The following is a 26,216-nucleotide window of genomic DNA, read 5'->3' on the forward strand; positions in this document are numbered from 1 at the left end:
ATGGCACGCCAGGACGCGAACGACGCCCTCCTCGGAACCTCGTTCCTCTACGGAGGCAACGCCGACTACATCGAGGAGCTCTACGCGACCTACACCCGGGATCCCAACGCGGTCGATCCCGAGTGGCGCAGCTTCTTCTCCGGTCTCAAGGAGGAGAGCGCGATCGTGGTCAAGAACGCGGAAGGCGCGTCCTGGACCAAGCCGAACTGGCCGCTCGCCGCCAACGGCGAGATCGTCTCGGCGCTCGACGGCAACTGGGCCCAGGTCGAGAAGGCGGTCGGCGAGAAGATCAAGGCGAAGCAGGAGGCCAAGGGCCAGCCCGTCTCGCCGGCCGACGTGCAGCAGGCCACCAAGGATTCGGTCCGCGCGATCATGCTGATCCGCGCCTACCGCATGCGCGGCCACCTGCATGCCAAGCTCGATCCACTGGGCCTCCAGCCGCGCGGCGACCACGAGGAGCTGCATCCGCAGCATTACGGCTTCGCCGAATCCGATTGGGACCGCCCGATCTTCCTCGACAACGTGCTCGGCCTCGAATTCGGCACCATCCGGGAGATCGTCGCGATCCTGGAGCGGACCTACTGCCAGACGCTCGGCGTCGAGTTCATGCACATCTCCGATCCGGAGGAGAAGGCCTGGATCCAGGAGCGCATCGAGGGCAAGGACAAGGAGATCTCGTTCACCGAGCAGGGCCGGCGGGCGATCCTCAACAAGATGATCGAGGCCGAGGGCTTCGAGAAGTTCTTGGACCTGAAGTACACCGGCACCAAGCGCTTCGGCCTCGACGGCTCGGAGGCGATGGTCCCGGCGCTCGAGCAGATCATCAAGCGCGGCGGCGCGCTCGGCGTCACCGACATCGTGCTGGGCATGGCCCATCGCGGCCGCCTCAACGTGCTCGCCAACGTGATGTCGAAGCCCTTCCGGGCGATCTTCCACGAGTTCAAGGGCGGCTCGTCGTCGCCGGCCGAGGTCGAGGGCTCGGGTGACGTGAAGTACCACCTCGGCGCTTCGAGCGACCGGGCCTTCGACGGCAACACCGTCCACCTCTCGCTGACCGCCAACCCGTCGCACCTCGAGATCGTCGATCCGGTGGTGCTCGGCAAGGTGCGCGCCAAGCAGGACCAGACCGGCGACGAGCAGCGCACCACCGTGTTGCCGCTCCTCATCCACGGCGACGCCGCCTTCGCCGGCCAGGGCGTGGTGGCGGAGTGCTTCGGCCTGTCGGGCCTGAAGGGCCACCGCACCGGCGGCTCGATCCACTTCATCATCAACAACCAGATCGGCTTCACCACCGATCCGCGCTTCTCGCGCTCCTCGCCCTACCCGTCCGACGTGGCGAAGATGGTCGAGGCTCCGATCTTCCACTGCAACGGCGACGACCCCGAGGCCGTCACCTTCGCGGCCAAGATCGCCACCGAGTACCGGCAGAAGTTCCACAAGCCTGTCGTGATCGACATGCTCTGCTACCGCCGCTTCGGCCACAACGAGGGCGACGAGCCCGCGTTCACCCAGCCGAAGATGTACCAGATCATCCGCAAGCACCCCTCGACGCTCGAGACCTACGGCAAGAAGCTGACCGAGAGCGGCGTGGTGAGCGAGAAGGAGCTGGAGGACCGCAAGGCCGAGTTCCGCGCCACTCTCGACAGCGAGTTCGACATCGCCACCGCCTACAAGGCCAACAAGGCCGACTGGCTGGATGGTCGCTGGTCGGGCCTGAAGGCGGTGCGCGAGGACGAGGACGACCCGCGCCGCGGCCGCACCGGCGTGCCGGCCGATACCCTGCGGGAGATCGGGACGGCCATCACCACCGTGCCGCAGGACTTCCACCTGCACCGCACCATCCGGCGCTTCCTCGACAACCGCGCCAAGGCGATCGAGACCGGCGAGGGCCTGGACTGGGCTACCGCCGAGGCGCTGGCCTTCGGCTCGCTCCTCACGGAGGGCCACCGGGTCCGCCTGTCGGGCCAGGACGTCGAGCGCGGCACCTTCTCGCAGCGCCACTCGGTGGTGATCGACCAGGAGAACGAGGAGCGCTACACGCCCCTCAACCACATCAAGGACGGCCAGAGCCGCTACGAGGTCATCAACTCGATGCTCTCGGAGGAGGCGGTGCTCGGCTTCGAGTACGGCTACTCGCTCGCCGAGCCGAACTCCCTGGTGCTGTGGGAGGCGCAGTTCGGCGACTTCGCCAACGGCGCGCAGGTCGTGGTCGACCAGTTCATCTCGTCCGGCGAGCGCAAGTGGCTGCGCATGTCGGGCCTGGTGATGCTCCTGCCCCACGGCTACGAGGGCCAGGGCCCGGAGCATTCCTCGGCCCGCCTGGAGCGCTATCTCCAGATGTGCGCCGAGGACAACATGCAGGTCGCCAACTGCACGACGCCCTCGAACTACTTCCACATCCTGCGTCGCCAGCTGAAGCGGGACTTCCGCAAGCCGCTGGTGCTGATGACCCCGAAGTCGCTCCTGCGCCACAAGCGGGCGGTCTCGGCCCTCTCGGACATCGCCGAGGGCTCGACCTTCCACCGCGTGCTGTGGGACGACGCCGAGAAGGCGCAGGACGGCGTGAAGCTGTCGAAGGACGACAAGGTCCGGCGCGTGGTGCTCTGCTCGGGCAAGGTCTATTACGACCTGTTCGAGGAGCGCGAGAAGCGCGGCATCTCCGACGTGTACCTGATGCGCGTCGAGCAGCTCTACCCGTTCCCGCTGAAGTCGCTCGCCACCGAGATCTCGCGCTTCCGCAACGCCGAGGTGGTGTGGTGCCAGGAGGAGCCCAAGAACATGGGCTCGTGGGCCTTCGTCGAGCCCTACCTCGAATGGGTGCTCAACCAGGCCGGCTCCGCCTCCAAGCGCCCGCGCTATGTCGGCCGTCCGGCCTCGGCCTCGACCGCCGTCGGCCTGATGTCGAAGCACCTCGACCAGCTCCAGGCCTTCCTCAACGAGGCCCTGGCGGTCTGATCCGAGGTTACCTCCCACGTCGCCGGCGCCCCGCGAGGGGCGCCGCCTAAAAATTTTTCCGGGCGCATCCCCACCGCCCCAACCCTGACGGAAGACATGGCCACCGAAATCCGCGTCCCGACGCTCGGCGAGTCCGTGAGCGAGGCCACGATCGGCCGCTGGTTCAAGAAGCCCGGCGACACCGTGAAGGCCGACGAGCCGCTGGTCGAGCTCGAGACCGACAAGGTCACCCTCGAGGTCAACGCCCCGGCTGCCGGCCAGCTCGGCGAGATCGTCGCCAAGGACGGCGAGACGGTCGAGCCCGGCGCGCTCCTCGGCTCGATCGTCGAGGGCGGCGCCTCCGCCGGCAACGGCGCGGCCGCTCCGAAGGCGGAAGCCCCCAAGGCCGAGGCTCCGAAGGCCGAGGCTCCGAAGGCCGCCGCCGAGGCGCCCGCCAAGTCGTCCTCCGCCTCCTACGGCAGCCACGGCGACGCCGCTCCGAAGGGTCATTCGGCCGGCGACAACGGCCCGGCCGTCGCGCGTCTCGCCCAGGAATCCGGCGTCGATCCGTCGTCGGTGAAGGGCAGCGGCAAGGACGGCCGCGTCACCAAGGGCGACATGCTCTCGGCGATCTCGTCGGGCGCCTCCGCGCCCGCCCCGGCGGCCCCGCAGATGGCCCGCGCCCCGTCCGCCCCGGACGATGCCTCCCGCGAGGAGCGGGTGCGCATGACCAAGCTGCGCCAGACCATCGCCCGGCGCCTCAAGGACGCGCAGAACACCGCCGCGATGCTGACGACGTTCAACGACGTCGACATGGGCGCGGTGATGGCCCTGCGCCAGCAATACAAGGACGTGTTCGAGAAGAAGCACGGCGCCAAGCTCGGCTTCATGGGCTTCTTCACCAAGGCGGTGATCGGCGCCCTGAAGGACGTGCCGGCGGTGAACGCCGAGATCGACGGCCAGGACATCGTCTACAAGAACTACTACCACGTCGGCATCGCGGTGGGCACCGACAAGGGCCTCGTCGTGCCGGTGGTGCGCGACGCCGACCAGCTGTCGATCTCGGGCATCGAGAAGGCCATCACCGGCTTCGGCCGCAAGGCCCGCGACGGCAAGCTGTCGATCGAGGACATGCAGGGCGGCACGTTCACGATCACCAACGGCGGCATCTACGGCTCGCTGATGTCGACCCCGATCCTCAACGCGCCGCAATCGGGCATCCTCGGCATGCACCGCATCGAGGAGCGCCCGGTCGTGCGCAACGGCAAGATCGAGGCGCGGCCGATGATGTACCTCGCCCTGTCCTACGATCACCGGATCGTCGACGGGAAGGAGGCCGTGACCTTCCTGGTGCGGGTCAAGGAGGCCCTGGAGGACCCGGCGCGCCTCGTGCTCGACCTCTGAGGCAAGACAAACGGCCTCTCCCCCTGGGAGAGGCCACGCCGGGATAAGATCAGGGCGCGGGATCCCCTCTCCCGTGTGGGAGAGGGGTAGGGGTGAGGGTGCTACGGTTCTGAGTAAAACTCCAACCGTCCCGCTGCCAGCACCACGCTCGGTGATTCAGACTGAAGCGTGTCACCCTCACCCCTACCCCTCTCCCACACGGGAGAGGGGATCCCGCGCCTTTTTCTTCCCCGTGAAGTTCCGCGGACAGCCTGCCCGTCCGAGGGTGGAAGTCTCTCGTCATCAGGGAGCACGGCTATGACGGACAAGGTCCTGGTGGTCACCGGCGGCAGCCGCGGCATCGGTCGCGCCGTTGCCTTGCGCGCCGCGCGGGCCGGTTGGCGCGTCTGCTTCTCCTACGTCGCCGCCAAGGACGCCGCCGAGTCCCTGGTGCGGGAGATCGAAGCGGCGGGCGGGACGGCGCTCGCCGTCCGCAGCGACGTCGCGGTCGAGGCCGACATCCCGGCCCTGTTCCAGGCGGCCGACGGCCTGGGTCCGCTCGGCGGCCTCGTCAACAATGCGGGCGTCGTCGACCACGCGGCCCGGGTCGAGGAGATGACCTTCGCGCGCCTGGACCGCATGATGACCACCAACGTCATCGGCCCGTTCCTGTGCGCCGGTGAGGCGGTGCGGCGGATGTCGACCCGCCACGGCGGGCAGGGCGGCGTCATCGTCAACGTCTCGTCGGTCGCGGCGCGCCTCGGCGCACCGAACCAGTACGTCGACTACGCGGCCTCGAAGGGGGCCATCGACACCCTCACCACGGGCCTCGCCGGCGAGGTCGCCGGTGAGGGCATCCGCGTGAACGGCGTGGCCCCCGGCCTGATCGAGACCGAGATCCATGCCAGCGGCGGCCAGCCCGACCGGCTGGCGCGGCTCGGTCCCACGGTGCCGATGAAGCGCGCCGGCACCGCCGACGAGATCGCCGCGGCGGTGCTGTGGCTCCTCTCCGACGAGGCCTCCTACGCTACCGGCGCGACCCTGACGATCTCGGGCGGCCGCTAGCCGTCCTTCCACCTGCCCATCATCGCAGCGGCGGCGCTCCTTCGGCCGGCCGCTCCCAACCTCGCGAGTTCCGCATGCCCTCCTACGATCTCGTCGTCATCGGCACCGGCCCCGGCGGCTACGTCTGCGCCCTGCGCGCCGCCCAGCTCGGCCTGAAGACCGCCGTGGTCGAGAAGCGCCCGGCCCATGGCGGCACCTGCCTCAATGTCGGCTGCATCCCCTCGAAGGCCCTGCTGCACGCCTCCGAGGCGTTCGAGGAGGCGACCAAGCACTTCCCGGTGCTGGGCATCACCGTCGGCGAGCCGAAGCTCGACCTGGCCAAGATGATGGCGTTCAAGCAGGACGGCGTCGACGGCAACACCAAGGGCGTCGCGTTCCTGCTCAAGAAGAACGGCATCGACGCCTTCCAGGGCACCGGTCGGCTCGCCGGCGCCGGCCGGGTCGAGGTCAAGTCGGAGGACGGCGGCAACCAGATCCTCGAGGCCAAGAACGTCGTGATCGCGACGGGCTCGGATGTCGCCAACCTGCCGGGCGTCACCATCGACGAGGAGGTCGTGGTCTCCTCGACCGGCGCCCTCGACCTGACCAAGGTCCCGGGCAAGCTCGTCGTCATCGGCGCCGGCGTCATCGGCCTCGAACTCGGCTCGGTCTGGCGGCGTCTGGGCGCCGAGGTGACCGTCGTCGAGTATCTCGACCGGATCCTGCCGGGCATGGACGGCGAGGTCGGCAAGCAGTTCCAGCGCATCCTCGCCAAGCAGGGCATCACGTTCCGCCTGTCGCAGAAGGTCACCGGCGTCGAGCGCACCGGTGAGGGCGCCAAGGTCACGGTCGAGCCGGCCGCGGGCGGCGCCGCGGAGGTGCTGGAGGCCGACGTCGTGCTCGTCGCCATCGGCCGGACGCCCTACACCGCGGGCCTCGGCCTCGACACGGTCGGCGTCCAGCTCGACAACAAGGGCCGGATCCAGACCGACGACCGCTACGCCACCAACGTCACCGGCATCTACGCCATCGGCGACGTGATCGCCGGCCCGATGCTCGCCCACAAGGCCGAGGACGAGGGCGTCGCGGTGGCGGAGATCCTGGCCGGCAAGGCCGGCCACGTGAATTACGGCGTGATCCCGAACGTGGTCTACACCACGCCGGAGGTCGCCTCGGTCGGCAAGTCCGAGGAGGAGCTGAAGAAGGACGGGATCGCCTACAACATCGGCAAGTTCCCGTTCACCGCCAACGGTCGCGCCAAGGTGAACCACACCACCGACGGCTTCGTGAAGGTGCTGGCCGACGCGTCGACCGACCGGGTGCTCGGCGTCCACATCGTCGGGCCCGATGCCGGCAACCTCATCATGGAGGTCGCGGTGGCGATGGAGTTCGGTGCTTCGTCCGAGGACATCGCCCGCACCTGCCACGCCCATCCGACCCTGACCGAGGCGGTGAAGGAAGCCGCGCTGGCGGTGGAGAAGCGCGCGCTGCACATGTGAGCGCGACGGCTATACCCCTCCCCCCTCTGCGGGGGAGGGTGCCCCACGGAGTGGGGCGGGAGAGGGGACGCCGCTTCCGGAGAGGTCGCGACCGCGATGAAGGACGCCACATCCTGCATCGTCGCGCCGCCCCTCTCCCGGCCCCTGCTGACGCAGGGGCCGCCCTCCCCCGCAAAGGGGGGAGGGTTGGGCGGCAGGATCGGTATCGTCTGTTCCAGACTACCAAAGAAAAGCCGGAGGACACGCCACGATGGACGATGCGGCAAGACACGCGACTTCCCCGTCCGTCGTCGTGGTGATGGGCGTCTCCGGCTCCGGCAAGACCACGGTGGCGAGCCTGCTCGCCGGCCGGCTCGGCTGGGAGTTCGAGGACGGGGACGATTTCCACCCCGCCGCCAATGTCGAGAAGATGCAGTCCGGCTCGCCGCTCACCGACGAGGACCGCTGGCCCTGGCTCGCCGCGATCGCGGCCTGGATCGACAAGGTTCGGGCGGAAGGGCGGCACGGGGTCGTGACCTGCTCGGGCCTCAAGCGGGCCTATCGCGACGTGCTGGTGGGCGGACGGCCGGATGTGCGCCTCGTCTACCTCAAGGGCGACCGGGAGCTGATCGGCCGGCGCATGGCCGCCCGCCACGGCCACTTCATGCCCACGAGCCTGCTCGACAGCCAGTTCCGCACGCTCGAAGAGCCGGGGCCCGACGAGAACCCCCTGGTGGTCTCGGTCGGTGCCACCCCGCAGGCGATCGTCGCCGAGATCGTCGGGACCCTGAGAGGCCCGACGCCGGGCGCCTGACCGAAAGAATTCGAGCGGAAATCTTATCATCGAGCAATCGGGATCAGGATTCCTTCACGTCTGGTTTTTGACAGTGCGGGGTGCCCGTGCCATCGCCAGGGCATGCTGGACAATACCCATGCCCGGTAATGCGGACCCCTCGCACGACACACCTTTCCCCGGCGGGGGCGAGATGGGCGCGCGCCTGCGCGCCCGCGACTGGGCGGCGACCCCGCTCGGGCCGGTCTCGGGCTGGCCGCCCTCGCTGACCACGGCGGTGCGGATCATGCTCGGCTCCCGCTTCGCCATGTGGATGGCGTGGGGCCCGGAACTGACCTTCTTCTGCAACGACGCCTACAAGCCCACCCTCGGCGTCAAGGAAGCCTGGGCCCTCGGCGCACGATCGGACGTGGTCTGGGCCGAGATCTGGCCCGATATCGGACCCCGCATCGCCCAGGTGCTGAGCACCGGCCAGGCGACCTGGGACGAGGACCTGCTGCTGTTCCTCGAACGGCGCGGCTTCACCGAGGAAAGCTATCACACCTTCTCGTACAGTCCGCTTGCCGACGATTCCGGCGCCGTCACCGGCATGCTCTGCGTCGTCTCCGAGGAGACCGAGCGCGTCATCGGCGAGCGGCGCCTGCGTGCCCTGCGCGATCTCGGCGCCGGCATGGCGGCGGCCCGCACCGTGCCGCAGGTCGGCGCCGTCGCCTCCGGCTGCCTGGGAGACGACGGGACGGGCGAGGTCACCCGCGACCTGCCGGTGGCTCTCGCCTATCTCGCCGGCGACGGGACGTCGGGGCCGGCCCTCCTCGCCCGGATGGGCCTCGGGCCGGAGCATCCGGCGGTCGCGCGGGCCGACGAAGCCGCGGAGGCGGCGCTGGCGCTCCTCGATCGCACCGGCGGGGAACCGGTGCCGGTCGCCGCGCTCGGTCCCCTCTTCGCCGGCTGGCCGGCCGGTTCCTGGAACCGGGCCCCGACCCACGCCCTGGTGCTGCCCATCGCCCGGCAGGGGCAGAGCCGCCCGGCCGGGGTGTTCCTCGCCGGGCTCAACCCCTGCCGGCCCCTCGACGAGGCCTATCGCGGCTTCCTCGCGCTGTTCGTCGGCCAGATCGCCACGGGGCTCGCCACCGCCACCGCCTACGAGGCCGAGCGGCGGCGCGCCGAGGCCTTCGCCGCGCTCGACCGGCAGAAGACCGAGTTCTTCTCCAACGTCAGCCACGAGTTCCGCACGCCGCTCACCCTGATGCTCGGGCCGCTGAGCGAGGTCCTGGATTCCGCGCCCGCGACCCTCGACCCGGACACCCGCCGGCTGGTGGCGCTGGCCCACCGCAACGGCCAGCGTCTCCTCAAGCTCGTCAACGCGCTCCTCGACTTCTCGCGCATCGAGGCCGGCCGCGCCCAGGCCGCCTTCGAGCCCCTCGACCTCGCCCGGCTGACCGCGGACCTCGCCTCGAGCTTCCGCTCGGCCACCGACAAGGCCGGCCTCGTCCTCGACGTCGATTGCCCGGACCTGCCGGGGCCGCCCGCGGCCGAGCCGGCCTTCGTCGACCCGGAGATGTGGGAGAAGGTCGTCCTCAACCTCGTCTCCAACGCCTTCAAGTTCACGCTTCAAGGCCGCATCGCCGTGCGGCTGCGGGCGGAGGGCGGGCGGGCTCTGCTGACCGTGGCAGATACCGGCCTCGGCATCCCGGAGACCGAGCTGCCGCGGCTGTTCGAGCGGTTCCACCGGGTCGAGGGCGCACAGGGGCGCAGCGTCGAGGGGTCCGGCATCGGCCTCGCCCTGGTGCAGGAGCTCGTCCGGCTGCATGGTGGCACGGTCGGGGTCGAGAGCCGTCCGGGGGAGGGCAGCACCTTCACGGTGAGCCTGCCGCTCGGCTCCGCCCATCTCCCGCCGGACCGGGTGCGGGCCGTCCGGGTCGCCGCCTCGACCGCCACCCGCTCGCACGTCTTCGTGGAGGAGGCGACGCGCTGGCTCGGTGACGAGACCGGACCCGATCTCGATGCGGCCCCGCGCCCGGCCGTGCCCGGCCTGACCGGCCGGGTGCTGCTCGCCGACGACAACACCGACATGCGCGCCTATGTCCGGCGCCTCCTCGGGGATGCCGGCCATGCGGTCGAGGCGGTGGGCGACGGGCACGCGGCGCTGAGCGCGGCCCGCCGCCACGCGCCCGATCTCGTTCTCTCCGACGTGATGATGCCGGGCCTCGACGGGTTCGGGCTGCTCGCCGCACTCCGGGCCGATCCGGGTTTGCGGGGCATCCCGGTGATTCTGCTCTCGGCCCGGGCCGGCGAGGAGGCGCGGATCGAGGGCCTGGGCGCGGGGGCCGACGACTACCTCGTCAAGCCGTTCTCGTCCCGCGAGCTGCTGGCCCGGGTCGAGACCAACCTGCGCCTCGCCCGGGTCCGGCGCGAGGCCGCGGACGCCCTGCGGCGGGTCAACGAGACCCTGGAGGCCGAGGTCGCCGAGCGCACCCGCGAGCGCGACCGGATGTGGCGCCTGTCGAAGGACGTGATGCTCGTCGCGCGCTTCGACGGCACCGTCACCGCCGTCAACCCGGCGTGGCGCACGGTGCTCGGCTGGGAGGCCGAGGCGGTGGTCGGTCGCTCCTTCCTCGATCTCGTCCATCCCGAGGACCGGGCGCGCACCGCCGCGGAGGCGCAACGCTTGGAAAGCGGGCAGACGACGCGGCTGTTCGAGAACCGCTACCGCCACGCCGACGGCTCCTACCGTACCCTGTCCTGGACCGCGGCGCCGGGCGAGGAGCACCTCCACGCCGTCGGGCGCGACGTCACCGAGCAGCGCGAACTGGAGGATGCCTTCCGCCAGGCCCAGAAGATGGAGGCGGTGGGCCAGCTGACGGGGGGCATCGCCCACGACTTCAACAATCTGCTCACCGGCATCGTCGGCTCCCTCGACCTGCTCTCGACCCGGCTGGCGCAGGGGCGCACCGACGTCGCCGAGCGCTACATCGCCACCGCGCTCGCCTCGGCCCAGCGTGCCGCCGCGCTGACCCACCGGCTGCTGGCTTTCGCCCGGCGCCAGCCCCTCGATCCGCGCCCGGTGGATGCCAACGCCCTGGTCGTCTCCCTGGAAGACCTGATCCGCCGGACGCTCGGCGAGACCGTCACCCTCGAGACCCGCCTCGCCGACGGGCTGTGGCCGGCGCTGTGCGACGCCAACCAGCTCGAGAGCGCGCTCCTCAACCTCGCGATCAACGCCCGCGACGCGATGCCCGAAGGCGGGCGGCTCGCCATCGACACCCGCAACGTCGAGCTCGACGGCATCTTCGCGGCGGCCCATGCCGGCATGGAGCCGGGCCCCTACATCCGCCTCGCCGTGACCGATACCGGCACCGGCATGCCGCCCGAGGTGGTGCGCCGCGCCTTCGACCCGTTCTTCACGACGAAGCCCATCGGCCAGGGCACGGGTCTCGGCCTGTCGATGATCTACGGCTTCGCCCGCCAGTCCGGCGGCCACGCGGTCATCGCCTCGGAGGTCGGCCGCGGCACCACCGTGGCACTCTTCCTGCCGCGCCATGATCCTCGCCTCCGTGAGGACCACCCCCTCCGGGCCGGCCCGCCCGCCGAGGACGAGGCCCCGTCCCGGGACTCGGCCGCGCCCCCGCTCGCCGGCAGCGGCGAGACCGTGCTGGTGGTGGAGGACGAACCGGCGGTGCGCAGCCTCATCGTCGACGTGCTGCGCGACCTCGGCTACCGGGCGCTCGAGGCCGAGGACGGGCCGGCCGGCCTCGCAGCCCTGCAGGCGGCCGCCCGGGTCGATCTGCTCGTCACCGATGTCGGGCTGCCGGGCCTCAACGGCCGCCAGCTCGCCGATGCCGCCCGCGAGCACCGCCCCGACCTCAAGGTGCTGTTCATCACCGGCTACGCCGAGAACGCCGCCATGGCGGGGTTCCTGGCGCCGGGCATGCAGATGATCACCAAGCCCTTCCCGATCGACCTCCTGGCCCAGCGCATCCGGGCGATGATCGAGGGGTGAGACTCTCGTCGGTGGCACGGGCGAAGGCGCGCCGCGCGATCCACCGAGGATTCCGTAGAGTTCCGGCGAGGAGGCGTAGGATCCCCCTCCCGTATGGGGGGAGGGGCGGGGGATTTCGTGCCTCTTCTTGGACTGCGCGATCGACGAGGCCGGTCCGTCCCGCCCGCCGTCGCCCGATGCCTCGCCACCCATGCGCCGGACGCCGTCTCAGCCATGCGATGGCGCGCCGGCAAGGCCCCCGGGGTGGACCTCGGACCCGAACCCCTGTAACAGCTCGCTCCTCCACGAAAAGACCGTAGGGATTCCCCGCGCGCCGCGAGCGCCCGCCGCAAGCCGCGGCCGGCCCTCTGTCGAGGCCATGTGCTACCAAGCCTGGCGCCTCCGGAGCCGATTCGATCCCCGCGCGTCGCCTCTACCCGGGATCGAATCCACGTGCCGTTTCCTGCCCTGCCCGCCCCCCTCGCCAAGGCCCTCGCCGACCGCGGCTACGAAGACCCGACGCCGGTCCAGGCCGCCGTCCTCGAGCCCGAGACGGAAGGCCGCGACCTCGTCGTCTCGGCCCAGACCGGCTCCGGCAAGACCGTCGCCTACGGCCTCGCGCTCGCCCGGACGCTGCTGGGCGATGCCGAGATGCTGCCCGCGCCCGGCGCCCCGCTCGCGCTGGTGATCGCGCCGACCCGCGAGCTCGCGCTCCAGGTCCATCGCGAACTGTCCTGGCTCTACGGCCCGGCCGGCGCCCGCGTCGTCTCCTGCGTCGGCGGCATGGACCCGCGGCGCGAGAGCCGCTGGCTCGCCGACGGCGTCCACATCGTGGTCGGCACCCCGGGCCGCCTGCGCGACCACCTCGAGCGTCGCAACCTCGACCCGTCGGCGCTGCGCGCCGCGGTGCTCGACGAGGCCGACGAGATGCTCGATCTCGGCTTCCGCGAGGACCTGGAATTCATCCTCGGCGCCACCCCGGCCGAGCGGCGCACGCTGCTGTTCTCCGCCACCCTGCCGAAGGCCATCGTGGCGCTCGCCGAGGCCTACCAGCGCGACGCGATGCGCATCGCGGTCGCCGGCGAGACCAAGGCGCATGCCGACATCGAGTACCGCGCCTTCCGCATCCTGCCGCGGGAGACCGAGCTCGTCGTCGTCAACACCCTGCGCCAGATCGAGGCGCGGACCGCGATCGTCTTCTGCAACACCCGCAACTCGGTGCGCCACCTCCAGGCGGTGCTGACCGAGCGCGGCTTCCAGGCCGTGGCGCTCTCGGGCGAGCTCGGCCAGGGCGAGCGCAACGCCGCCCTCCAGGCCCTGCGCGACGGCCGCGCCCGGGTCTGCGTCGCCACCGACGTCGCCGCCCGCGGCATCGACCTGCCGGGCCTGGGCCTCGTCATCCACGCCGAGCTGCCCAACGACGCGGAGGTGATGCAGCACCGCTCCGGCCGCACCGGCCGGGCCGGGCGCAAGGGCATCAGCGTGCTGCTGGTGCCGCCGTCCCGCCGCCGCCGGGCCGAGGAGCTGATGGTGCGGGCGAACGTCGTGCCGGTCTGGTCCGGCCCGCCGCCGGCCGACGAGATCCGCGCCCTCGACCACGAGCGCCTGCTTCAGGACCCGCTGGTCACCGACGAGGTCAGCGACGAGGACCGCGCCATGGCCCAGTCGCTGCTCGCGCAGCGCTCGGCCGAGGACATCGCCGCCGCCCTGGTGCGGGCCTACCGCGCCCGCATGCCCTCGCCGGAGGAGGTCACCGATCCGGGCTTCGCCACCGGCCGCGGCACCGCGGCGGCCAGGCGCGAGACGACGACGCGGGACGGGCCGCGGGCGCCGTTCGGGTCGAGCGTGTGGTTCCGCCTCAATGTCGGCCGGCGCGACAACGCCGACCCGCGCCGCCTGCTGCCGATGCTGTGCCGCCGCGGCGACGTGACCCGCGAGGAGATCGGCGCGATCCGCATCTTCGACCGCGAGACCAAGTTCGAGGTCCGTGGCGGCGCCGCCGAGCGCTTCGCCCACACCTTCCCGCGCACCGGCCCGGCCGACCTCCAGGTCGAGGCCCTGGCGGGCGGCGAGGCCGATGTCCCGCCGCGCCCGCGCCAGCCCCGGCGCAACACCGCCCGGCGCGGCTGACGGCCATTCCCGGATCGGCATCGAGCCGGTAACAGGGGTCTCGTCAGATACGAGGCCCCGATGACCGACACCGTCGAGATCCGCCACCGCGACACCATGGCCCGCCTCGCCCTCACCGGCGCCGAGCCGGTCTCCTGGCGGGTGGGGGGCACCGAGTACCTGTGGGGGGGCGATCCGGCGCACTGGAACCGGCACGCACCCTGGCTCTTCCCGGTCGTCGGCGCCTCGGCCGGGGGCGCCGTCACGGTCGCGGGCCGCGCCTATCCGATGGCCCAGCACGGCTTTGCCCGCGACAGCCGCTTCGGCGTGGTGACGCAGGCCGAGGACAGCGTCACGCTGCGCCTCGCCGATACCCCGGAATCCCGGACGCACTACCCGTTCGCCTTCCGGCTCGACATCACCGCCACGCTGACCGACGGCGCGCTCGCCTTCGCGTGCGAGGTCCACAATCCCGGCTCCGATCCGCTGCCCTACGGCCTCGGCTTCCACCCGGCCTTTCCGTGGCCCTTCGCCGGCGGCGAACGCGCGGCCGCAGGCGGCTACGCGGTGCGCTTCGACGTGCCCGAGCGGCCGGCGGTGCCGGAGGTCGGGCCCGGCGGGCTTCTGGTGCGCACCGAGCGGGCGCTGCCCCTCGACGGCGACACCCTGCCCCTCGATCCCGAGCTGTTCACCGAGGCGCTGGTATTCCTGAACGCCCGCAGCCGGACGATGCGCTTCACCGCCCCGTCGGGGGCGGCCATCGCGCTCGAAGCCGAGGACTTCCCCCACCTGGCGGTGTGGACGAAGCCGACCGCGCCGTTCCTCTCCCTCGAATGCTGGACCGGCCACGCCGACTGGATGGGCTTTTCCGGCGAGCTGGCGGAGCGCGATTCGCAGCGCCTGTTGGCCCCCGGGGCGAGCGCGCGCCACGGCGTGACCCTGCGCTTCACCCCGGCCTGACCGGGCCCGCCCGTCAACCCGCCGTCAACCGGGATCGGGCCTACTCGCGGGCTCGACCCCGCGAGCGGAGCCCGGCCCCGATGACCGAATCCACCTCCGAGCCCGCCGACCTGCTCCTGCCCGGCGCGCCCGACGTGCGGGCGGCGGCGATCGCCTGGCTCGACGGACTGGTCTCGGAGCGGCGGCTGTCGCCCAACACCGTCGAGGCCTACCGGCGCGACCTGCGCCAGTTCCTGGCCCATCTCGTCCGCCAGGGCGCCAATCCCGACATTCCGGCCCTGATCCGCCTGAAGCCGCGCGACGTGCGCGCCTTCATGGCGATGCGGCGCCAGGAGGGGGTCGGCGGGCGCAGCCTGATGCGGGCGCTCGCGGGCCTGCGCTCGTTCGCCCGCCACCTCGACCGGGAGGGGCATGGCAGCGTCGCGGCGCTGGCCGCCGTGCGCTCGCCCAAGGTCGAGCGGCGCCTGCCCCGCCCGCTCCCCGTCGCCGCCGCGGTGGCGATGGCGAGCCCCGACATCCGGGCCGGCGACGAGCGTCCGGCCTGGGTGCTGGCCCGGGACGCCGCCGTGCTGGCGCTCCTCTACGGCTCGGGCCTGCGCATCTCGGAGGCTCTCGGCCTGACGCGTCGCGATGCGCCGATCGCGGGCGCGGATTCCGTGACGGTGGTCGGCAAGGGCCAGAAGACCCGCAGCGTGCCGGTGATCGCCCAGGTCCAGGCCGCGGTGGAGGAGTATCTGCGCCTGTGCCCCTACGCCCTGCCGCCCGAAGGGCCGCTCTTCGTCGGCGTCAAGGGCGGTCCGCTCTCGCCGCGCATCGTGCAACTCGCGGTCGCCTCGATGCGGGGGGCGCTCGGCCTGCCCGAGAGCGCGACCCCGCACGCCCTGCGCCATTCCTTCGCCACCCATCTGCTGGCCCGCCAGGGCGACCTGCGGGCGATCCAGGAACTGCTCGGCCACGCCTCCCTGGCGACGACCCAGGTCTATACCAAGGTCGACGCCGCCCGCCTGCTCGAGGCGTTCGATGCCGCCCATCCACGGGCCCGCGCCTCGTGAGGCGGCGGCGTCGCGCGGTGCCGGAGGACGGACGCCTCGTAATCTGCCGCTAAGCTTTCGGCCTTACGAGTATAACCTCAGGGTAGCCCGAGCCCCGGAGAAACTCCGGGTCCGGGCCACCCCGAGACGGACCTCATCCACGCGGACGAAGCACGATGCCGGTGAGCCACAGTGATGCCCGCGCCGGCGGACCGGCCTCGGCCCTCGTCGCCGACCGCGACCCCGCCCTGCGCGGCAGGCTGGTGGAACTGATCCGGGCGCACGATCCCTCGCTGCGGATCATCGAGGCGGAGACGAGCCGCGAGACCTGCGAATTCTGCCTCCTGCATCGTCCGGTCCTCGCCTTCGTCGGCCTGCAATTCGAGGACGCGACCGGCCCGGAGGCCGTCGCCAGGTTCAAGGCGCAGGGCTACGTCGTGCCCTGCCTGATCCTGGTCGCCTCGCAGATCTTCCCGCGCTGGACCGAGGTCGCCCAGCACCTCGACGCCCACGAGTTCCTGCGCCTGCCCCTCGACGAGGGCCACGTCGCCGGCCTGCTCCAGGCCCATGCCCGGCGCCGGCAGCCGACCCGCCTGCTCCTCGTCGACAGCGCCCCGCAGAGCCGGGCCCTGGTGCGGCGCATCCTGGCGACCTGCGGGTTCCGCCTCACCGTCGACGAGATCGAGAGCGCGCCGCACGCGCTGAAGCTCGCCCGGCAGGCGGCCTGCGACGTTGCGCTCATCGATCTCGGCCTGCGCGGCGGCGGCGGCGGCCTCGAACTCGCCTGCCAGATCCGCGAGGTGGCGCCCGAGACGCCGCTGGTGCTGATGACCGGGGGCGACGCCGCCACCATGGCGCAGGCCTCGCGCCATTTCGGCATCGACTACGTGCTGAGAAAGCCGTTCTTCGCCCGCGACGTCGACCGGGTGCTCTACCACGTGCTGGGCCTGCGCCGGCCCTACCTGCTCAACGCCATCACCGAGGCCCTGCCGGCCCAGCCCGCCTCCCGGATGGCCTGAGGCGCCTGGGCTGCGTCACTCCGCCGGGACCTCGCGGGCGCGGCCGAGCGCGACGTGCGGCACCAGGAGCGCGGTGGCGAAGGCGAGCCCGGAGATCAGCAGCACCGCCCAGAAGGTCTGGTGCAGGGCGTGCTGCAGCACCAGCCTGACCGTCTCGGCATCCCCCGGCAGGCCGCCCGCCGCCAGCGCCTGCTGCAGGCTGTCGGCCGTGACGGTACCGCCCGCCGCCGCCAGGCCGTGGTTGAGCACCGCGCCGAACACCGTGGCGCCGAGCGTGCTGCCGAGGTTGCGCGAGAAGATGTTCGAGGCGGTGGCGCTGCCGCGCTGGGTCCAGGGCACGATCTCCTGGATCAGCATCAGGGCGGCGTTGCTCAAGAGCCCCATGCCGAAGCCCATCACCAGCGAGCCGAGGCCGGCCCGCACCGGCGAGCTGCCGGGCTCCAGCGTCACGAAGGCGACGGCGCCGAGCGGCAGGAGCAGACTGCCGCAGATCAGGATGCGGCGCAGGCCGAAGCGGTGCAGGTTGCGCGCCGCCAGCGTCGCGCCCATCGGCCAGCCGAGCACCATCACGGTGAGCGCCATGCCGGCGACGATCGGCGTCTGGCCGAGCACGCCCTGCACGTACATCGGCAGGAAGGTGGTGAGCCCGATCAAGGCCATGCCGGCGAGCAGCGAGGCGCCGTTGGCGGCGGCGATCGGCCGGCGGCGCCAGAGCGAGACGGCGATGACCGGCTCCGGCGCCCGGCGCTCCTGGACGGCCAGCAGCAGGGCCGCCACGACGCCGATCCCGGCGGCGATGCCCACGATCGACCAGCGCCCCTCGCCGGCCTCGGTCAGCCCGACCATCAGGGCCGCGACCGTGAGCGTGAACAGGGCGGCGCCCGGCGCGTCGACCGGTCGGCGCTCGCGCCGCTCGCCCTCGTGCAGGAAGGCCAGGAACAGGCCCGAGGCGACGACGCCGACCGGCAGGTTGATCCAGAAGATCCACGACCAGGAGGCGTGCGCGATGATGAAGCCGCCCGCCAGCGGCCCGGCCACCGCCGAGACCGCCCAGACGCTGGCGAGGAAGCCCTGGATCCGCCCGCGCTCCTGCGCGGTGTAGAGGTCGCCCACGATGGTGAGCGAGACCGGCTGGATCGCGCCCGCGCCGATGCCCTGGATCAGCCGGAAGGCGATCATCGCCGGCATCGACCAGGCGAGGCCGCACAGGAAGGACGCGACGAGGAAGACCGCGATGCCGGCGAGCAGCACGGGCTTGCGCCCGTGGATGTCGGCGAGCTTGCCGAACACGATCGTGGCGGCGGTCTGGGTCAGCAGGAAACCGGAGAAGACCCAGGCGTAGATCGACAGCCCGCCGAGCTCGCCGACGATCCCCGGCATCGCCGTCGAGACGATCGTGGCCTCGATCGCCACCATCGCCATCGCGGCCATCACGGCGGCGATCACGAGGGGACGGCGCGTCGTCCGGGGGGGCGTCATGCTGGCTCTTTCCGGGGCTCTTGTCGGCGGGGCGTCTTGGATGGGGCGTCTTGGATGAGGCGCCTTGGACGGGGCGTCTTGTCGTGGTTTCTTGGGCGGCGCTTCGGCAGGGGAGGGGCCAAGGCGCGCCTTGCGCGTCGCAGCTAAACCGATCGACCCGGAAAGCAACCGGCGCCGGGCGCAGGCCAGACCCGCGCAGTGCCGGCCCGGCCGCCGCTCACTCGGCGTAAGTCACCGGCAATGCCGTCGTGTACTTGATCCGCTCCATCGCGAAGGCGGAACTGACGTCGTACAGGTCGACCGACTGGATCAACCGCTTGTAGACCCGGTCGTAGGCCGCGATGTCCGGCACGACGATGCGCAGGAGGTAATCGGTCTCGCCGCTCATGCGGTAGAACTCGACCACCTCGGGGATGCTCGTGACGGCGGCGCAGAAGCGCTCGGCCCAGTCGGCGGTGTGGCGGTTGGTGCGCACCGAGACGAACACCGTGACGCCCACCCGCATCCGGTCGGGATCGAGCAGCGCCACCCGTCGCTGGATCACCCCCTGCGCCTCGAGCTTCTGGATTCGCCGCCAGCACGGCGAGGCGGACAGGCCGACCCGGGCGGCGATCGCCTCGAGCGATTCGGCCGCGTTCTCCTGCAGGCACAACAGGATTTTCCGGTCGAACTCGTCCACGCGAAAATCTTTCAAGCGTCCGCGCTCTCGCGCAACCAGTTTGCGCCTAACTACGAAAAGGAGGCAGAATTCGCAATCCGGCTTCGCGGTTCCCGTGCGAGTCTCGGGCTGCCCGTCGAGACCCCGAACCGAGCCCCCGAGGATTCCCATGTCGAAGTCGAAGTCGAACCCGATGTCGAAGCTGTCGTTCTCCGAGCATCCCGCCGCCGTCGGCGAGACCTATTTCGAGCACATGGGCGTCGCGACCGGCTTCGGCGTGCGGATGATCGCCGGCGGCCTCGCCTGCCTGGTCCACGGGCTCCTGCCCTTCGCCTTCACCAGCACCGGCTCGCGCACCATCGTGCGGCTGCACGACCGCATGGTGGCGAACCGCACCCGCGCCGCCCAGCACCGCTCCGAGGCCGGCTCCGCCGTCTCGGCCTGACGGCGCCTCCGTTCGTCGCGGCTTGACGTTTCCCGGACATTTCCGGACCCTGGCTCCCGACACGGCACCGGCGGACGCTCGGCCCCGAGCGTCCGGACAGGGGCCGGAACCAGGGAGCATCCGCTCATGCCGTTCCTCAGGCGCGCCGTCGGCGCGCTGGCCGTCGCGCTCGGCCTCGCCACCTGCGTTGCGCAGGCCGAGACCGGCGAGGTCCGCTTCACCCGCCAGCCCGGCCTGATCTACATGCCGATGGTGCTGGCCGAGCAGCAGCGCCTGGTCGAGAAGCACGTCGCGTCGGCCGGCCTCGGCGACGTGAAGGTGAGCTGGGTCACGCTGACGAGCGGCGGCGCCTCCGTCGACGCGCTGATCTCCGGCAACGTCGATTTCGTCACCAGCGGCGCCACCAACCTGCTGCTCGCCTGGGACCGCACCCGGGGCGAGGTGAAGGGGCTCGCGGCCTCAGCCGGCGCGCCGATGATGCTCGTCACCCGCAACCCGGCGGTGAAGACCCTGGCCGACTTCTCGGCCAAGGACCGGATCGCGGTGCCGACCGTGAAGGTCTCGGCCCAGGCCGTGATGCTGCAGATCGCCGCCGAGCGCCAGTTCGGCGAGGCCGGCCGCAACAAGCTCGACCCGATCACGATCCAGCTCGGCCATCCCGATGCGGTCGGCGCGCTGCTGGGCGGCACCAGCGAGGTCAACAGCCACTTCTCGCTGCCGCCCTACCAGCAGATCGAGCTGAAGGACCCCAAGATCCACGTCGTGCTCAACTCCTACGACGTGGTCGGCGGACCCTTGAGCAACGCCATCGTGTTCGGCCGCGGCAAGTTCATGGAGCAGAACCCGAAGACGACCGCCGCGGTCCTCGCCGCGATCGACGAGGCCAACGCGCTGATCCGCGACGATCCGAAGAAGGCGGCGGAGATCTACCTCGCCGCCACCAAGGAGAAGTTCGAGCCCGACGAGCTCGTCGCCATGATGAAGCAGCCGGGCGTCGTCTTCTCGACGACGCCCTACGGCACGATGCTGCAGGCCGACCACCTGGCGAAGGCGGGCGTGCTGAAGAACCGCCCGAAGGAGTGGAAGGAGTTCTTCTACAAGGCGGTGCACGGCCAGCCGGGCACCTGAGAGAGGGGCGGCGCCCGATCGCGGTTGCGACCGGGCGCTGCACCGGATCCCGGGTTCGGGCGCGTCTTCTTCCGACGAGCCGGCTCCCGCGTCGTCGACAACATGCTCGGGGCGTCAGCGCGGCAGGATGTCGATCCCGCCGCGGCCGAGGGTCGTTGCGCCGAGGTCGCACTCGGCCACGCTGTTAACCGGAAACGCGACGGCACCGGAGGCCGAGGCGCCGCCGGTGCCGTAGCCGTAGGCGGTGCGGCCCCAGCCGCTCGCGGCCCGCACCGGCCGGGCGCCGGGGCGCGGATAGGGACCGACGACGTCGTGGTCGAAGGGGGTCCAGAGCCGGCAATCGTAGCCGGGCAGGCCGGGGACGAGCGGACCGACGGGGACGCGATCCCGCGGGGCGGCGATCGCCAGGCTCGGCAGCAGGGTCGCGACGATGACGATGCTTCGGATCATGCCCCGGTCCCTCCGCCGTCCCGGCCGTCGGTCTTCGAGGTCCGAGATAGGCCGATCCGGGCGGCGTGCCAGCGGATCGTGGCGGTGCCGAACGACGCGCATGTCCGGCTCGACGATGCTTGCGGCCACCACGTCGTTCCGGGGCTGCGGATGCCGCAGGATCGTCTGATCGGTATTCCGCGTCGCTTCCAGAGAACGGGCCGCAATGCGTCCGCCGAGGCGGGCGACGAGATGCCGGCGCGTCCCGACGGCGGCCTTCCGTCCCCTGCCTTCCGTCCCTTGCCTTCCGTCCCTTGCCTGGCCCGCCTCTCCGAAAGGAATCAGTCGCGGCAGGTGATCCGGATCGGCCGGTCGGAGGCCTTCACGGCCGGGGCCGCCTCGATCGCGCCGGTGTAATCGTCCTGGGCGGCGATACCGAACGAGGCCGACTTGGCGTAGCCCTGCGACTCGCACCAGGCATCCGCCACCACCTGGCCGCACTCGCCGCCGGTGGTCAGGCACTCGGCGACGCCGTAGCCGTCGCTCGAGGGGATCAGGAAGGTCTTCTCCACGCCGGGCGTCTGCGATGCGGCGTGCGCCGGGAGGGCGGCGGCCAGGACACCGAGGGCGCTGAGGACGGCGAGGGTGCGACGCATGGGGCAAACCTTCTGAACGGAGCCGTCGGCATCCGGATCCGGCCCGACACTGGGCGGGGGTGGTAAACAATCTCTCTACGCATCGTGCGAGCGGGACGATTACGCAGGGTCCGTCCGGGGCTTCGCCCCCGCGGTGTCTGCCTTCTCGAATTGCTCACGGAATTGGGCTAACCCGGATCCGCTCGTCCGGGCGTCTCACCCGTGCAACAGGCGGCCGCCTCGGTCGCCGGCACGCGGCGGCCCCCGGAGGGGTTTGGTCGGGCCCGAAGCCCGATCCGGCAACGACTTAGAACCTCGGCCGGCGCGCCCCGCAGCGCCCCGGCCCGCTCTCCTCCCGCAGGTGTTTCATGGCCTCGCTGTTGCGCCTCTACAACACGCTCTCCCGGGCCAAGGAGCCGCTCCGGCCGATCGATTCGGGCCGGGTGCGGATGTATGCCTGCGGCCCGACCGTCTACGACGCGGCCCATATCGGCAACGCCCGGCCGCTGATCGTCTTCGACCTGCTGTTTCGGCTGCTGCGCCACCTCTACGGGGCGGAGACGGTCACGTATGCCCGCAACGTCACGGACGTCGACGACAAGATCAACGCCCGGGCGGCGGAGCGCGGCATCACCATCCGCGAACTCACCGACGGCACCCTGGCGCAGTTCCACGACGACATCCGCCGCCTCGGCATCCTGCTGCCGGACGACGTGAACGTGCCGGGCCGCCCGCCCGCGATGATCGAGCCGCGGGCGACCGACCACATCGTCGAGATGACGATGCTGATCGACCGGCTCGTGACCGCCGGTCACGCCTACGTGGCCGAGGACCACGTGCTGTTCGACGTGCCCTCGATGCCCGATTACGGCGCCCTGTCGCGCCGCCCCCTCGACGAGATGGAGGCCGGCGCCCGGGTCGACGTGGCGCCCTACAAGCGCTCGCCCCTCGACTTCGTGCTGTGGAAGCCCTCGAAGCCCGGCGAGCCGTCCTGGCCCTCGCCCGGCGGGATCGCGGTTCCGGGCCGCCCGGGCTGGCACATCGAGTGCTCGGCGATGGCCTGGAAGCATCTCGGCGAGACCTTCGACATCCATGCCGGCGGCATCGACCTGGTGTTTCCCCATCACGAGAACGAGGTGGCGCAGACCCGCTGCTGCTTCGGCACGCCGGTGATGGCCAATATCTGGCTCCACAACGGCTTCCTGCAGGTCGAGGGGGAGAAGATGTCGAAGTCGCTCGGCAACTTCGTGACGTTGCGCGAGGTGCTGGCGGACTGGCCCGGCGAGGTCGTGCGCCTCGCGATGCTGCGCACCCATTACCGCCAGCCGATCGACTGGACCGTCCGCGGCCTCGAAGACGCGAGCCGCACCCTCGACCGCTGGTACGAGGCCGCCGGCGACGCGGAGCCCGGGCCCGCTCCCGACAGCGTGCTCCAGCCGCTGCTCGACGACCTCAACACCCCGGCCGCGCTCGGCGAGGTCCACCGCCTCGCCGACCCGGCCGCGCTCAAGGCCGGCGCCGGCCTCCTCGGCCTCCTCGGGCAGACGAAATCCGCCCGTGCGCAGGCGGCGGTGGCGGCCTCCGGCGTCGACGCGGCCGAGGTCGAGCGCCTGATCGCCGAGCGCAAGGAGGCCCGGACCCGCAAGGACTGGGCGGAATCCGACCGGATCCGCGGGGCGCTGACGGCCCTCGGCGTGACCGTGAAGGACAACAAGGACGGGACGACGAGCTGGACGGTGGGCCAGTAGGCCGACACTGTCCGGCTCGGCCGGCCTCCGGCCGGCCCCTGCCCATCAGGCGTGCGGGGTGGCGTCTCGCGGCGCATCGGCCGCGGACGGCCAGACCACGGCTTGCGCCACGATCACGTCCGTGCCGTTGAAGGTGCAGGCGGGCGAGCCGTGGAGCCGGTAGCCGAGCGCCAGCGCCTCCGAGATCCGGCGGCAGAAGTTGGCGTCGTCCTTCCCCGTGATCAGGCGGTAGGGCAGCATGTCGTTGGGGGGCTTCGAGTCCAAGATGCGCTCCTCGTGATCCGTGCGCCGAGCGGGCCGCTCCGCTCCGCCCCCGTACCATGCGGTCGCGTCCCGGGTCGCGACGCCCGTGCGGCGACGCGATCACGGCATGATGACGATAGACCGCATGGCAGCCATGGATCGGTACCCAGGATCCGGCGCCGAGGCACGGATGCGGCTGCCTCGCCGGCCGAGCCGCCCTCCCAAGCCCGGTCGTGCCGTAGAGCGGGAGCAACTCGCCTCGGGCTGCGCTGCCCTTCGTCCGGTGAGAGATCAGGGGCCGTTCGGCGCCATCGCCCGATCGCGGTACGATCGGGCGATGATGCGGGTTTTTGATGTCGCGGAATGTCCCGACGATCCGGCATCCGTCCCGTCGGACACCGCTCTAGCGGTGCACGTTCGGCCAGATGGCGAGCACGGTCGGAAGTGCGGCGATCCTGCTCAGCTCGGTTCCCGTCGCATCCAGGATGAAGGACCGGGACGACGCCAGGAACCTGTCCGGCTGCCGTCCGAGCGCGTCCGTCAAGGCGCGCCGGATCTCCGCGACTTTCGCTTCCATGGTCGAGCCGGCTGCGGAGGATGGCACGATGCTGAAACGTGCCTGTTGTGTACCCATGCGGCCGCCACCAGACACCGCAACTTGAGGTACAGGCAGGTCGACTTCAACGATCACCGTCGTTGGTTCTACATCGGAATGCAGGGCGTGATCGCGCAACTCGTCCGAGCGGATCTTGCCCAGACTGATCGGCATCGCCTTGGAATTCATCTGCATGTGCGATCTCCGTCGAGAACAAATTTCGCGCGTCACACGGTTTTGCTCCCGTTCGATGAACAAACCTTGAATCACGGCCCGGTTCCGCCCGTCAATAGCCGAGGTCTTTCGCGAATCCGATCGCCCGCAAGACATCGAGCCGGCCGAATCCGAAGCGATGATCCTGTCCTGCCTCGCCGAGTTCTTCGGCCGAGCCCGTCAGGAGATCTTGTATGACGAATGCGCGTTCGTGATCCTTGACGGCGTCCTTGATATCAGTCGCGCTCAGGAGAAGTGCAACGGCACCCGCGACGTGCGGAGCCGCCATCGAGGTGCCGTTCAGGTGTCGCCACTCCCCGTTGGGGGCCGCCGACAGGACGGCGACCCCGGGCGCCGAGATGTCGGGCTTGGAGTAGACCAGCGGCAGGGTGTCGACCGGGAAGAACGGGGACTTGCGGATCGCCTGCGTCCGGCCGCCGCTGAAGCCGGCGGCCCAGCTCCGGTAGTCGGTCGCGCCGACCGCGAAGGCGAACAGGTCGTTTCCGGGCGAGCCGCTGGTCTGGCTGCCCTCGTTGCCGATCGCCGTGACCACCGGGATGCCGACGCGCAACGCGTTCAGGATCGCGCTCGTATACGTGCTCGGTACGTCGGGCCCCCAGATCAGGCCGCCGAGCGACATGTTGATCACGTCGACGCCCTGGTCGATCGCCCAGTCGATTCCGGCCAGCACCTGAGCGTCCGTCCCGCCCTTCGCGCCGCTGATGACCAGGGCCGCGGCGATCTCGGCCTCCGGCGCCACGCCGATCCACCGGCCGCTCGCGTTGCCGCCGACGATCGTGCCCGCACAATGCGTCCCGTGGCCGTCGGGATCGTGGGGGGTGGACTTGAGGATCTGCGCGCCCTTGGCGTCGAACTCGGCCCATGCGGCGATCTTGCCGGCGAGATCCGGGTGGTTGGCGTCGACGCCCGTGTCGAGGAGGCCGACCTTGATGCCCTGGCCGCGGCATCCGAACGCCCCCCAGACCGCGAGCGCGCCGATCATGCGGATGCCCCAGGCGCTGACCTTGTTGTCCTCGACCGATTGCGGCAGCTGCTTGGGCGTCACCATCGGCGGCACCAGGAGCTTCCGGTTGAGGTAGACGCCTTCGATGCCGTCGGCTGCATCCGCGTCGATCAGTTTCGGAAGCTCCTTGTCCTTCATGCGGACCAGGAAGCTGCCGGACGTCCAGAACGCCCGTGGCTGTGGGTCTACCGGCTTGCGTCGCCGGCCGGACTCGGTGGTGAGGCTGTCCTGGATGACCGCGGATTGCATCAGCGGGCGCATGGCATTGAGATTGTGCTCCCGCAGATTTCTCAGGGCCTGTGGACGTTCGGTGCGACGGGCCACCTGCGCCGCGAGGCTCTGATCCTCCAGCTGGGATCGTTTCAGGGCGGCACTGGCCCGCCGTCCCCTCGCTGCGGTCCGATTCGATGCCTCCTCCAGCAACTCCCGCCGGATCGGCAAGACGTCCCGGGGCGAGGTCGACAGGCTGCGCCTTTGAAGTGCCTGCGCGACCGTGGTCACGAGTTGCTGATCGTTACTATCTGGCAGGCCCGCCTTGATGATCACTTCGTGAACGTCCTCGTCGTTGTTTCGACGAATGAACTCGATTTGCTCCCTGACGTAGGCGCGGCGATCCGACTCTCTTGCCAATTGCTCTCTCCCTCCGTGCTTTCGGCACGGATGCGCGATATTACAGATTGTTTTATGATTGGATTTGTTGCGAGCGTCGAGTCAATATTCGAAAGGCGTAGAAAACTGTTTTTCAAATAACACAATACATAATAATGATTGAGAAATATCCAAGCATGCCATGTCGCAGACAGCATGCCTCAATCGAAGATCTCTCGTTCTTCAGATCGTCACGGGTGCAGCGATCGATTTCGACGGCATCATCGATCGGGTGATGCAT

20 protein-coding genes are annotated in these 26,216 nt (G+C 70.9%); 13 read left to right on the plus strand and 7 right to left on the minus strand.

Going from position 1 to position 26,216, the window contains the following annotated elements; all coding sequences use genetic code 11:
- From miv_RS08705 to miv_RS08750, 10 genes are all read left to right on the plus strand, one after another.
- Complete coding sequence (locus miv_RS08705; RefSeq protein WP_048427892.1) at positions 1–2,955, plus strand: 2-oxoglutarate dehydrogenase E1 component; 2,955 nt, start codon at positions 1–3, stop codon at positions 2,953–2,955.
- 96 nt (positions 2,956–3,051) lie between these two features.
- A complete protein-coding gene (gene odhB, locus miv_RS08710; RefSeq protein ID WP_048427891.1) occupies positions 3,052–4,338 on the plus strand; it encodes a 2-oxoglutarate dehydrogenase complex dihydrolipoyllysine-residue succinyltransferase in 1,287 nt (428 codons plus the stop codon).
- A gap of 297 nt (positions 4,339–4,635) precedes the next feature.
- Positions 4,636–5,382, plus strand: coding sequence for an SDR family oxidoreductase (locus miv_RS08715; protein ID WP_058618485.1), 747 nt, complete (start codon positions 4,636–4,638; stop codon positions 5,380–5,382).
- A gap of 74 nt (positions 5,383–5,456) precedes the next feature.
- Positions 5,457–6,860, plus strand: a complete 1,404-nt coding sequence (lpdA, locus tag miv_RS08720; RefSeq protein WP_048427889.1) for a dihydrolipoyl dehydrogenase — start codon at positions 5,457–5,459, stop codon at positions 6,858–6,860.
- Positions 6,861–7,110: 250 nt separating this feature from the next.
- Complete coding sequence (locus miv_RS08725; protein ID WP_058618486.1) at positions 7,111–7,653, plus strand: gluconokinase; 543 nt, start codon at positions 7,111–7,113, stop codon at positions 7,651–7,653.
- Between the two features lie 118 nt (positions 7,654–7,771).
- Positions 7,772–11,632, plus strand: coding sequence for an ATP-binding protein (locus miv_RS08730; RefSeq protein ID WP_207182306.1), 3,861 nt, complete (start codon positions 7,772–7,774; stop codon positions 11,630–11,632).
- Between the two features lie 432 nt (positions 11,633–12,064).
- On the plus strand, positions 12,065–13,741 hold the full coding sequence (locus miv_RS08735) for a DEAD/DEAH box helicase (RefSeq protein WP_207182307.1): 1,677 nt from the start codon (positions 12,065–12,067) through the stop codon (positions 13,739–13,741).
- 60 nt (positions 13,742–13,801) lie between these two features.
- The gene (locus tag miv_RS08740; protein WP_207182308.1) at positions 13,802–14,680 is read left to right on the plus strand and encodes an aldose 1-epimerase family protein; all 879 of its coding nucleotides are present in this window, start codon (positions 13,802–13,804) and stop codon (positions 14,678–14,680) included.
- A gap of 80 nt (positions 14,681–14,760) precedes the next feature.
- The gene (locus miv_RS08745) at positions 14,761–15,732 is read left to right on the plus strand and encodes a tyrosine recombinase XerC (RefSeq protein WP_048427884.1); all 972 of its coding nucleotides are present in this window, start codon (positions 14,761–14,763) and stop codon (positions 15,730–15,732) included.
- Positions 15,733–15,893: 161 nt separating this feature from the next.
- Positions 15,894–16,730, plus strand: coding sequence for a response regulator (locus miv_RS08750; protein WP_125901047.1), 837 nt, complete (start codon positions 15,894–15,896; stop codon positions 16,728–16,730).
- A 15-nt stretch (positions 16,731–16,745) separates the two neighbouring features.
- Here the strand turns inward: miv_RS08750 and miv_RS08755 are convergent, their stop codons facing one another.
- Both miv_RS08755 and miv_RS08760 read right to left on the minus strand, forming a co-directional pair.
- Positions 16,746–18,209 (minus strand): MDR family MFS transporter, encoded by a 1,464-nt coding sequence (locus miv_RS08755; RefSeq protein ID WP_207182309.1) that lies wholly within the window; start codon positions 18,207–18,209, stop codon positions 16,746–16,748.
- A gap of 217 nt (positions 18,210–18,426) precedes the next feature.
- Positions 18,427–18,888, minus strand: coding sequence for an Lrp/AsnC family transcriptional regulator (locus miv_RS08760; RefSeq protein WP_058620188.1), 462 nt, complete (start codon positions 18,886–18,888; stop codon positions 18,427–18,429).
- Between the two features lie 148 nt (positions 18,889–19,036).
- Between miv_RS08760 and miv_RS08765 the strand changes: the two genes are divergently transcribed.
- Entirely contained in the window at positions 19,037–19,312 is a 276-nt protein-coding gene (locus miv_RS08765; RefSeq protein ID WP_244748922.1) for a DUF6356 family protein, read from the plus strand.
- 126 nt (positions 19,313–19,438) lie between these two features.
- Complete coding sequence (locus tag miv_RS08770; protein ID WP_048427879.1) at positions 19,439–20,440, plus strand: ABC transporter substrate-binding protein; 1,002 nt, start codon at positions 19,439–19,441, stop codon at positions 20,438–20,440.
- Between the two features lie 114 nt (positions 20,441–20,554).
- On the opposite strand, the gene miv_RS08775 is transcribed toward miv_RS08770, so the two are convergent.
- Both miv_RS08775 and miv_RS08780 read right to left on the minus strand, forming a co-directional pair.
- On the minus strand, positions 20,555–20,890 hold the full coding sequence (locus miv_RS08775; protein ID WP_207182310.1) for a hypothetical protein: 336 nt from the start codon (positions 20,888–20,890) through the stop codon (positions 20,555–20,557).
- Between the two features lie 320 nt (positions 20,891–21,210).
- Positions 21,211–21,525, minus strand: coding sequence for a hypothetical protein (locus tag miv_RS08780; protein ID WP_048427877.1), 315 nt, complete (start codon positions 21,523–21,525; stop codon positions 21,211–21,213).
- A gap of 347 nt (positions 21,526–21,872) precedes the next feature.
- On the opposite strand from miv_RS08780, the gene cysS reads away from it, so the two are divergent.
- Positions 21,873–23,252: a cysteine--tRNA ligase gene (gene cysS / locus miv_RS08785; RefSeq protein WP_207182311.1), complete on the plus strand. Its 1,380-nt coding sequence runs from the start codon at positions 21,873–21,875 to the stop codon at positions 23,250–23,252.
- Positions 23,253–23,297: 45 nt separating this feature from the next.
- Here cysS and miv_RS08790 read toward each other — a convergent pair whose 3' ends face one another.
- The 3 genes from miv_RS08790 to miv_RS08800 all read right to left on the minus strand — a co-directional run bounded on the left by miv_RS08790 (position 23,298) and on the right by miv_RS08800 (position 25,873).
- On the minus strand, positions 23,298–23,516 hold the full coding sequence (locus tag miv_RS08790) for a DUF1737 domain-containing protein (protein ID WP_244748923.1): 219 nt from the start codon (positions 23,514–23,516) through the stop codon (positions 23,298–23,300).
- Positions 23,517–23,898: 382 nt separating this feature from the next.
- Complete coding sequence (locus tag miv_RS08795) at positions 23,899–24,285, minus strand: hypothetical protein (RefSeq protein WP_058620184.1); 387 nt, start codon at positions 24,283–24,285, stop codon at positions 23,899–23,901.
- Between the two features lie 91 nt (positions 24,286–24,376).
- Entirely contained in the window at positions 24,377–25,873 is a 1,497-nt protein-coding gene (locus miv_RS08800) for a S8 family serine peptidase (protein ID WP_207182312.1), read from the minus strand.
- Positions 25,874–26,216: the final 343 nt, after the last annotated feature.

This window comes from Methylobacterium indicum (assembly GCF_017347565.1).
Classification (GTDB): Bacteria; Pseudomonadota; Alphaproteobacteria; order Rhizobiales; family Beijerinckiaceae; genus Methylobacterium; species Methylobacterium indicum.

What these genes read in the sequence shown, in the direction of transcription:
- miv_RS08705 (WP_048427892.1), top strand. Translation starts at nt 1, where the DNA reads ATGGCACGCCAGGACGCGAACGACGCCCTCCTCGGAACCTCGTTCCTC.
- odhB (WP_048427891.1), top strand. Translation starts at nt 3,052, where the DNA reads ATGGCCACCGAAATCCGCGTCCCGACGCTCGGCGAGTCCGTGAGCGAG.
- miv_RS08715 (WP_058618485.1), top strand. Translation starts at nt 4,636, where the DNA reads ATGACGGACAAGGTCCTGGTGGTCACCGGCGGCAGCCGCGGCATCGGT.
- lpdA (WP_048427889.1), top strand. Translation starts at nt 5,457, where the DNA reads ATGCCCTCCTACGATCTCGTCGTCATCGGCACCGGCCCCGGCGGCTAC.
- miv_RS08725 (WP_058618486.1), top strand. Translation starts at nt 7,111, where the DNA reads ATGGACGATGCGGCAAGACACGCGACTTCCCCGTCCGTCGTCGTGGTG.
- miv_RS08730 (WP_207182306.1), top strand. Translation starts at nt 7,772, where the DNA reads ATGCCCGGTAATGCGGACCCCTCGCACGACACACCTTTCCCCGGCGGG.
- miv_RS08740 (WP_207182308.1), top strand. Translation starts at nt 13,802, where the DNA reads ATGACCGACACCGTCGAGATCCGCCACCGCGACACCATGGCCCGCCTC.
- miv_RS08745 (WP_048427884.1), top strand. Translation starts at nt 14,761, where the DNA reads ATGACCGAATCCACCTCCGAGCCCGCCGACCTGCTCCTGCCCGGCGCG.
- miv_RS08755 (WP_207182309.1), bottom strand. Translation starts at nt 18,209, where the DNA reads ATGACGCCCCCCCGGACGACGCGCCGTCCCCTCGTGATCGCCGCCGTG.
- miv_RS08765 (WP_244748922.1), top strand. Translation starts at nt 19,037, where the DNA reads ATGTCGAAGTCGAAGTCGAACCCGATGTCGAAGCTGTCGTTCTCCGAG.
- miv_RS08770 (WP_048427879.1), top strand. Translation starts at nt 19,439, where the DNA reads ATGCCGTTCCTCAGGCGCGCCGTCGGCGCGCTGGCCGTCGCGCTCGGC.
- miv_RS08775 (WP_207182310.1), bottom strand. Translation starts at nt 20,890, where the DNA reads ATGATCCGAAGCATCGTCATCGTCGCGACCCTGCTGCCGAGCCTGGCG.
- miv_RS08780 (WP_048427877.1), bottom strand. Translation starts at nt 21,525, where the DNA reads ATGCGTCGCACCCTCGCCGTCCTCAGCGCCCTCGGTGTCCTGGCCGCC.
- cysS (WP_207182311.1), top strand. Translation starts at nt 21,873, where the DNA reads ATGGCCTCGCTGTTGCGCCTCTACAACACGCTCTCCCGGGCCAAGGAG.
- miv_RS08795 (WP_058620184.1), bottom strand. Translation starts at nt 24,285, where the DNA reads ATGCAGATGAATTCCAAGGCGATGCCGATCAGTCTGGGCAAGATCCGC.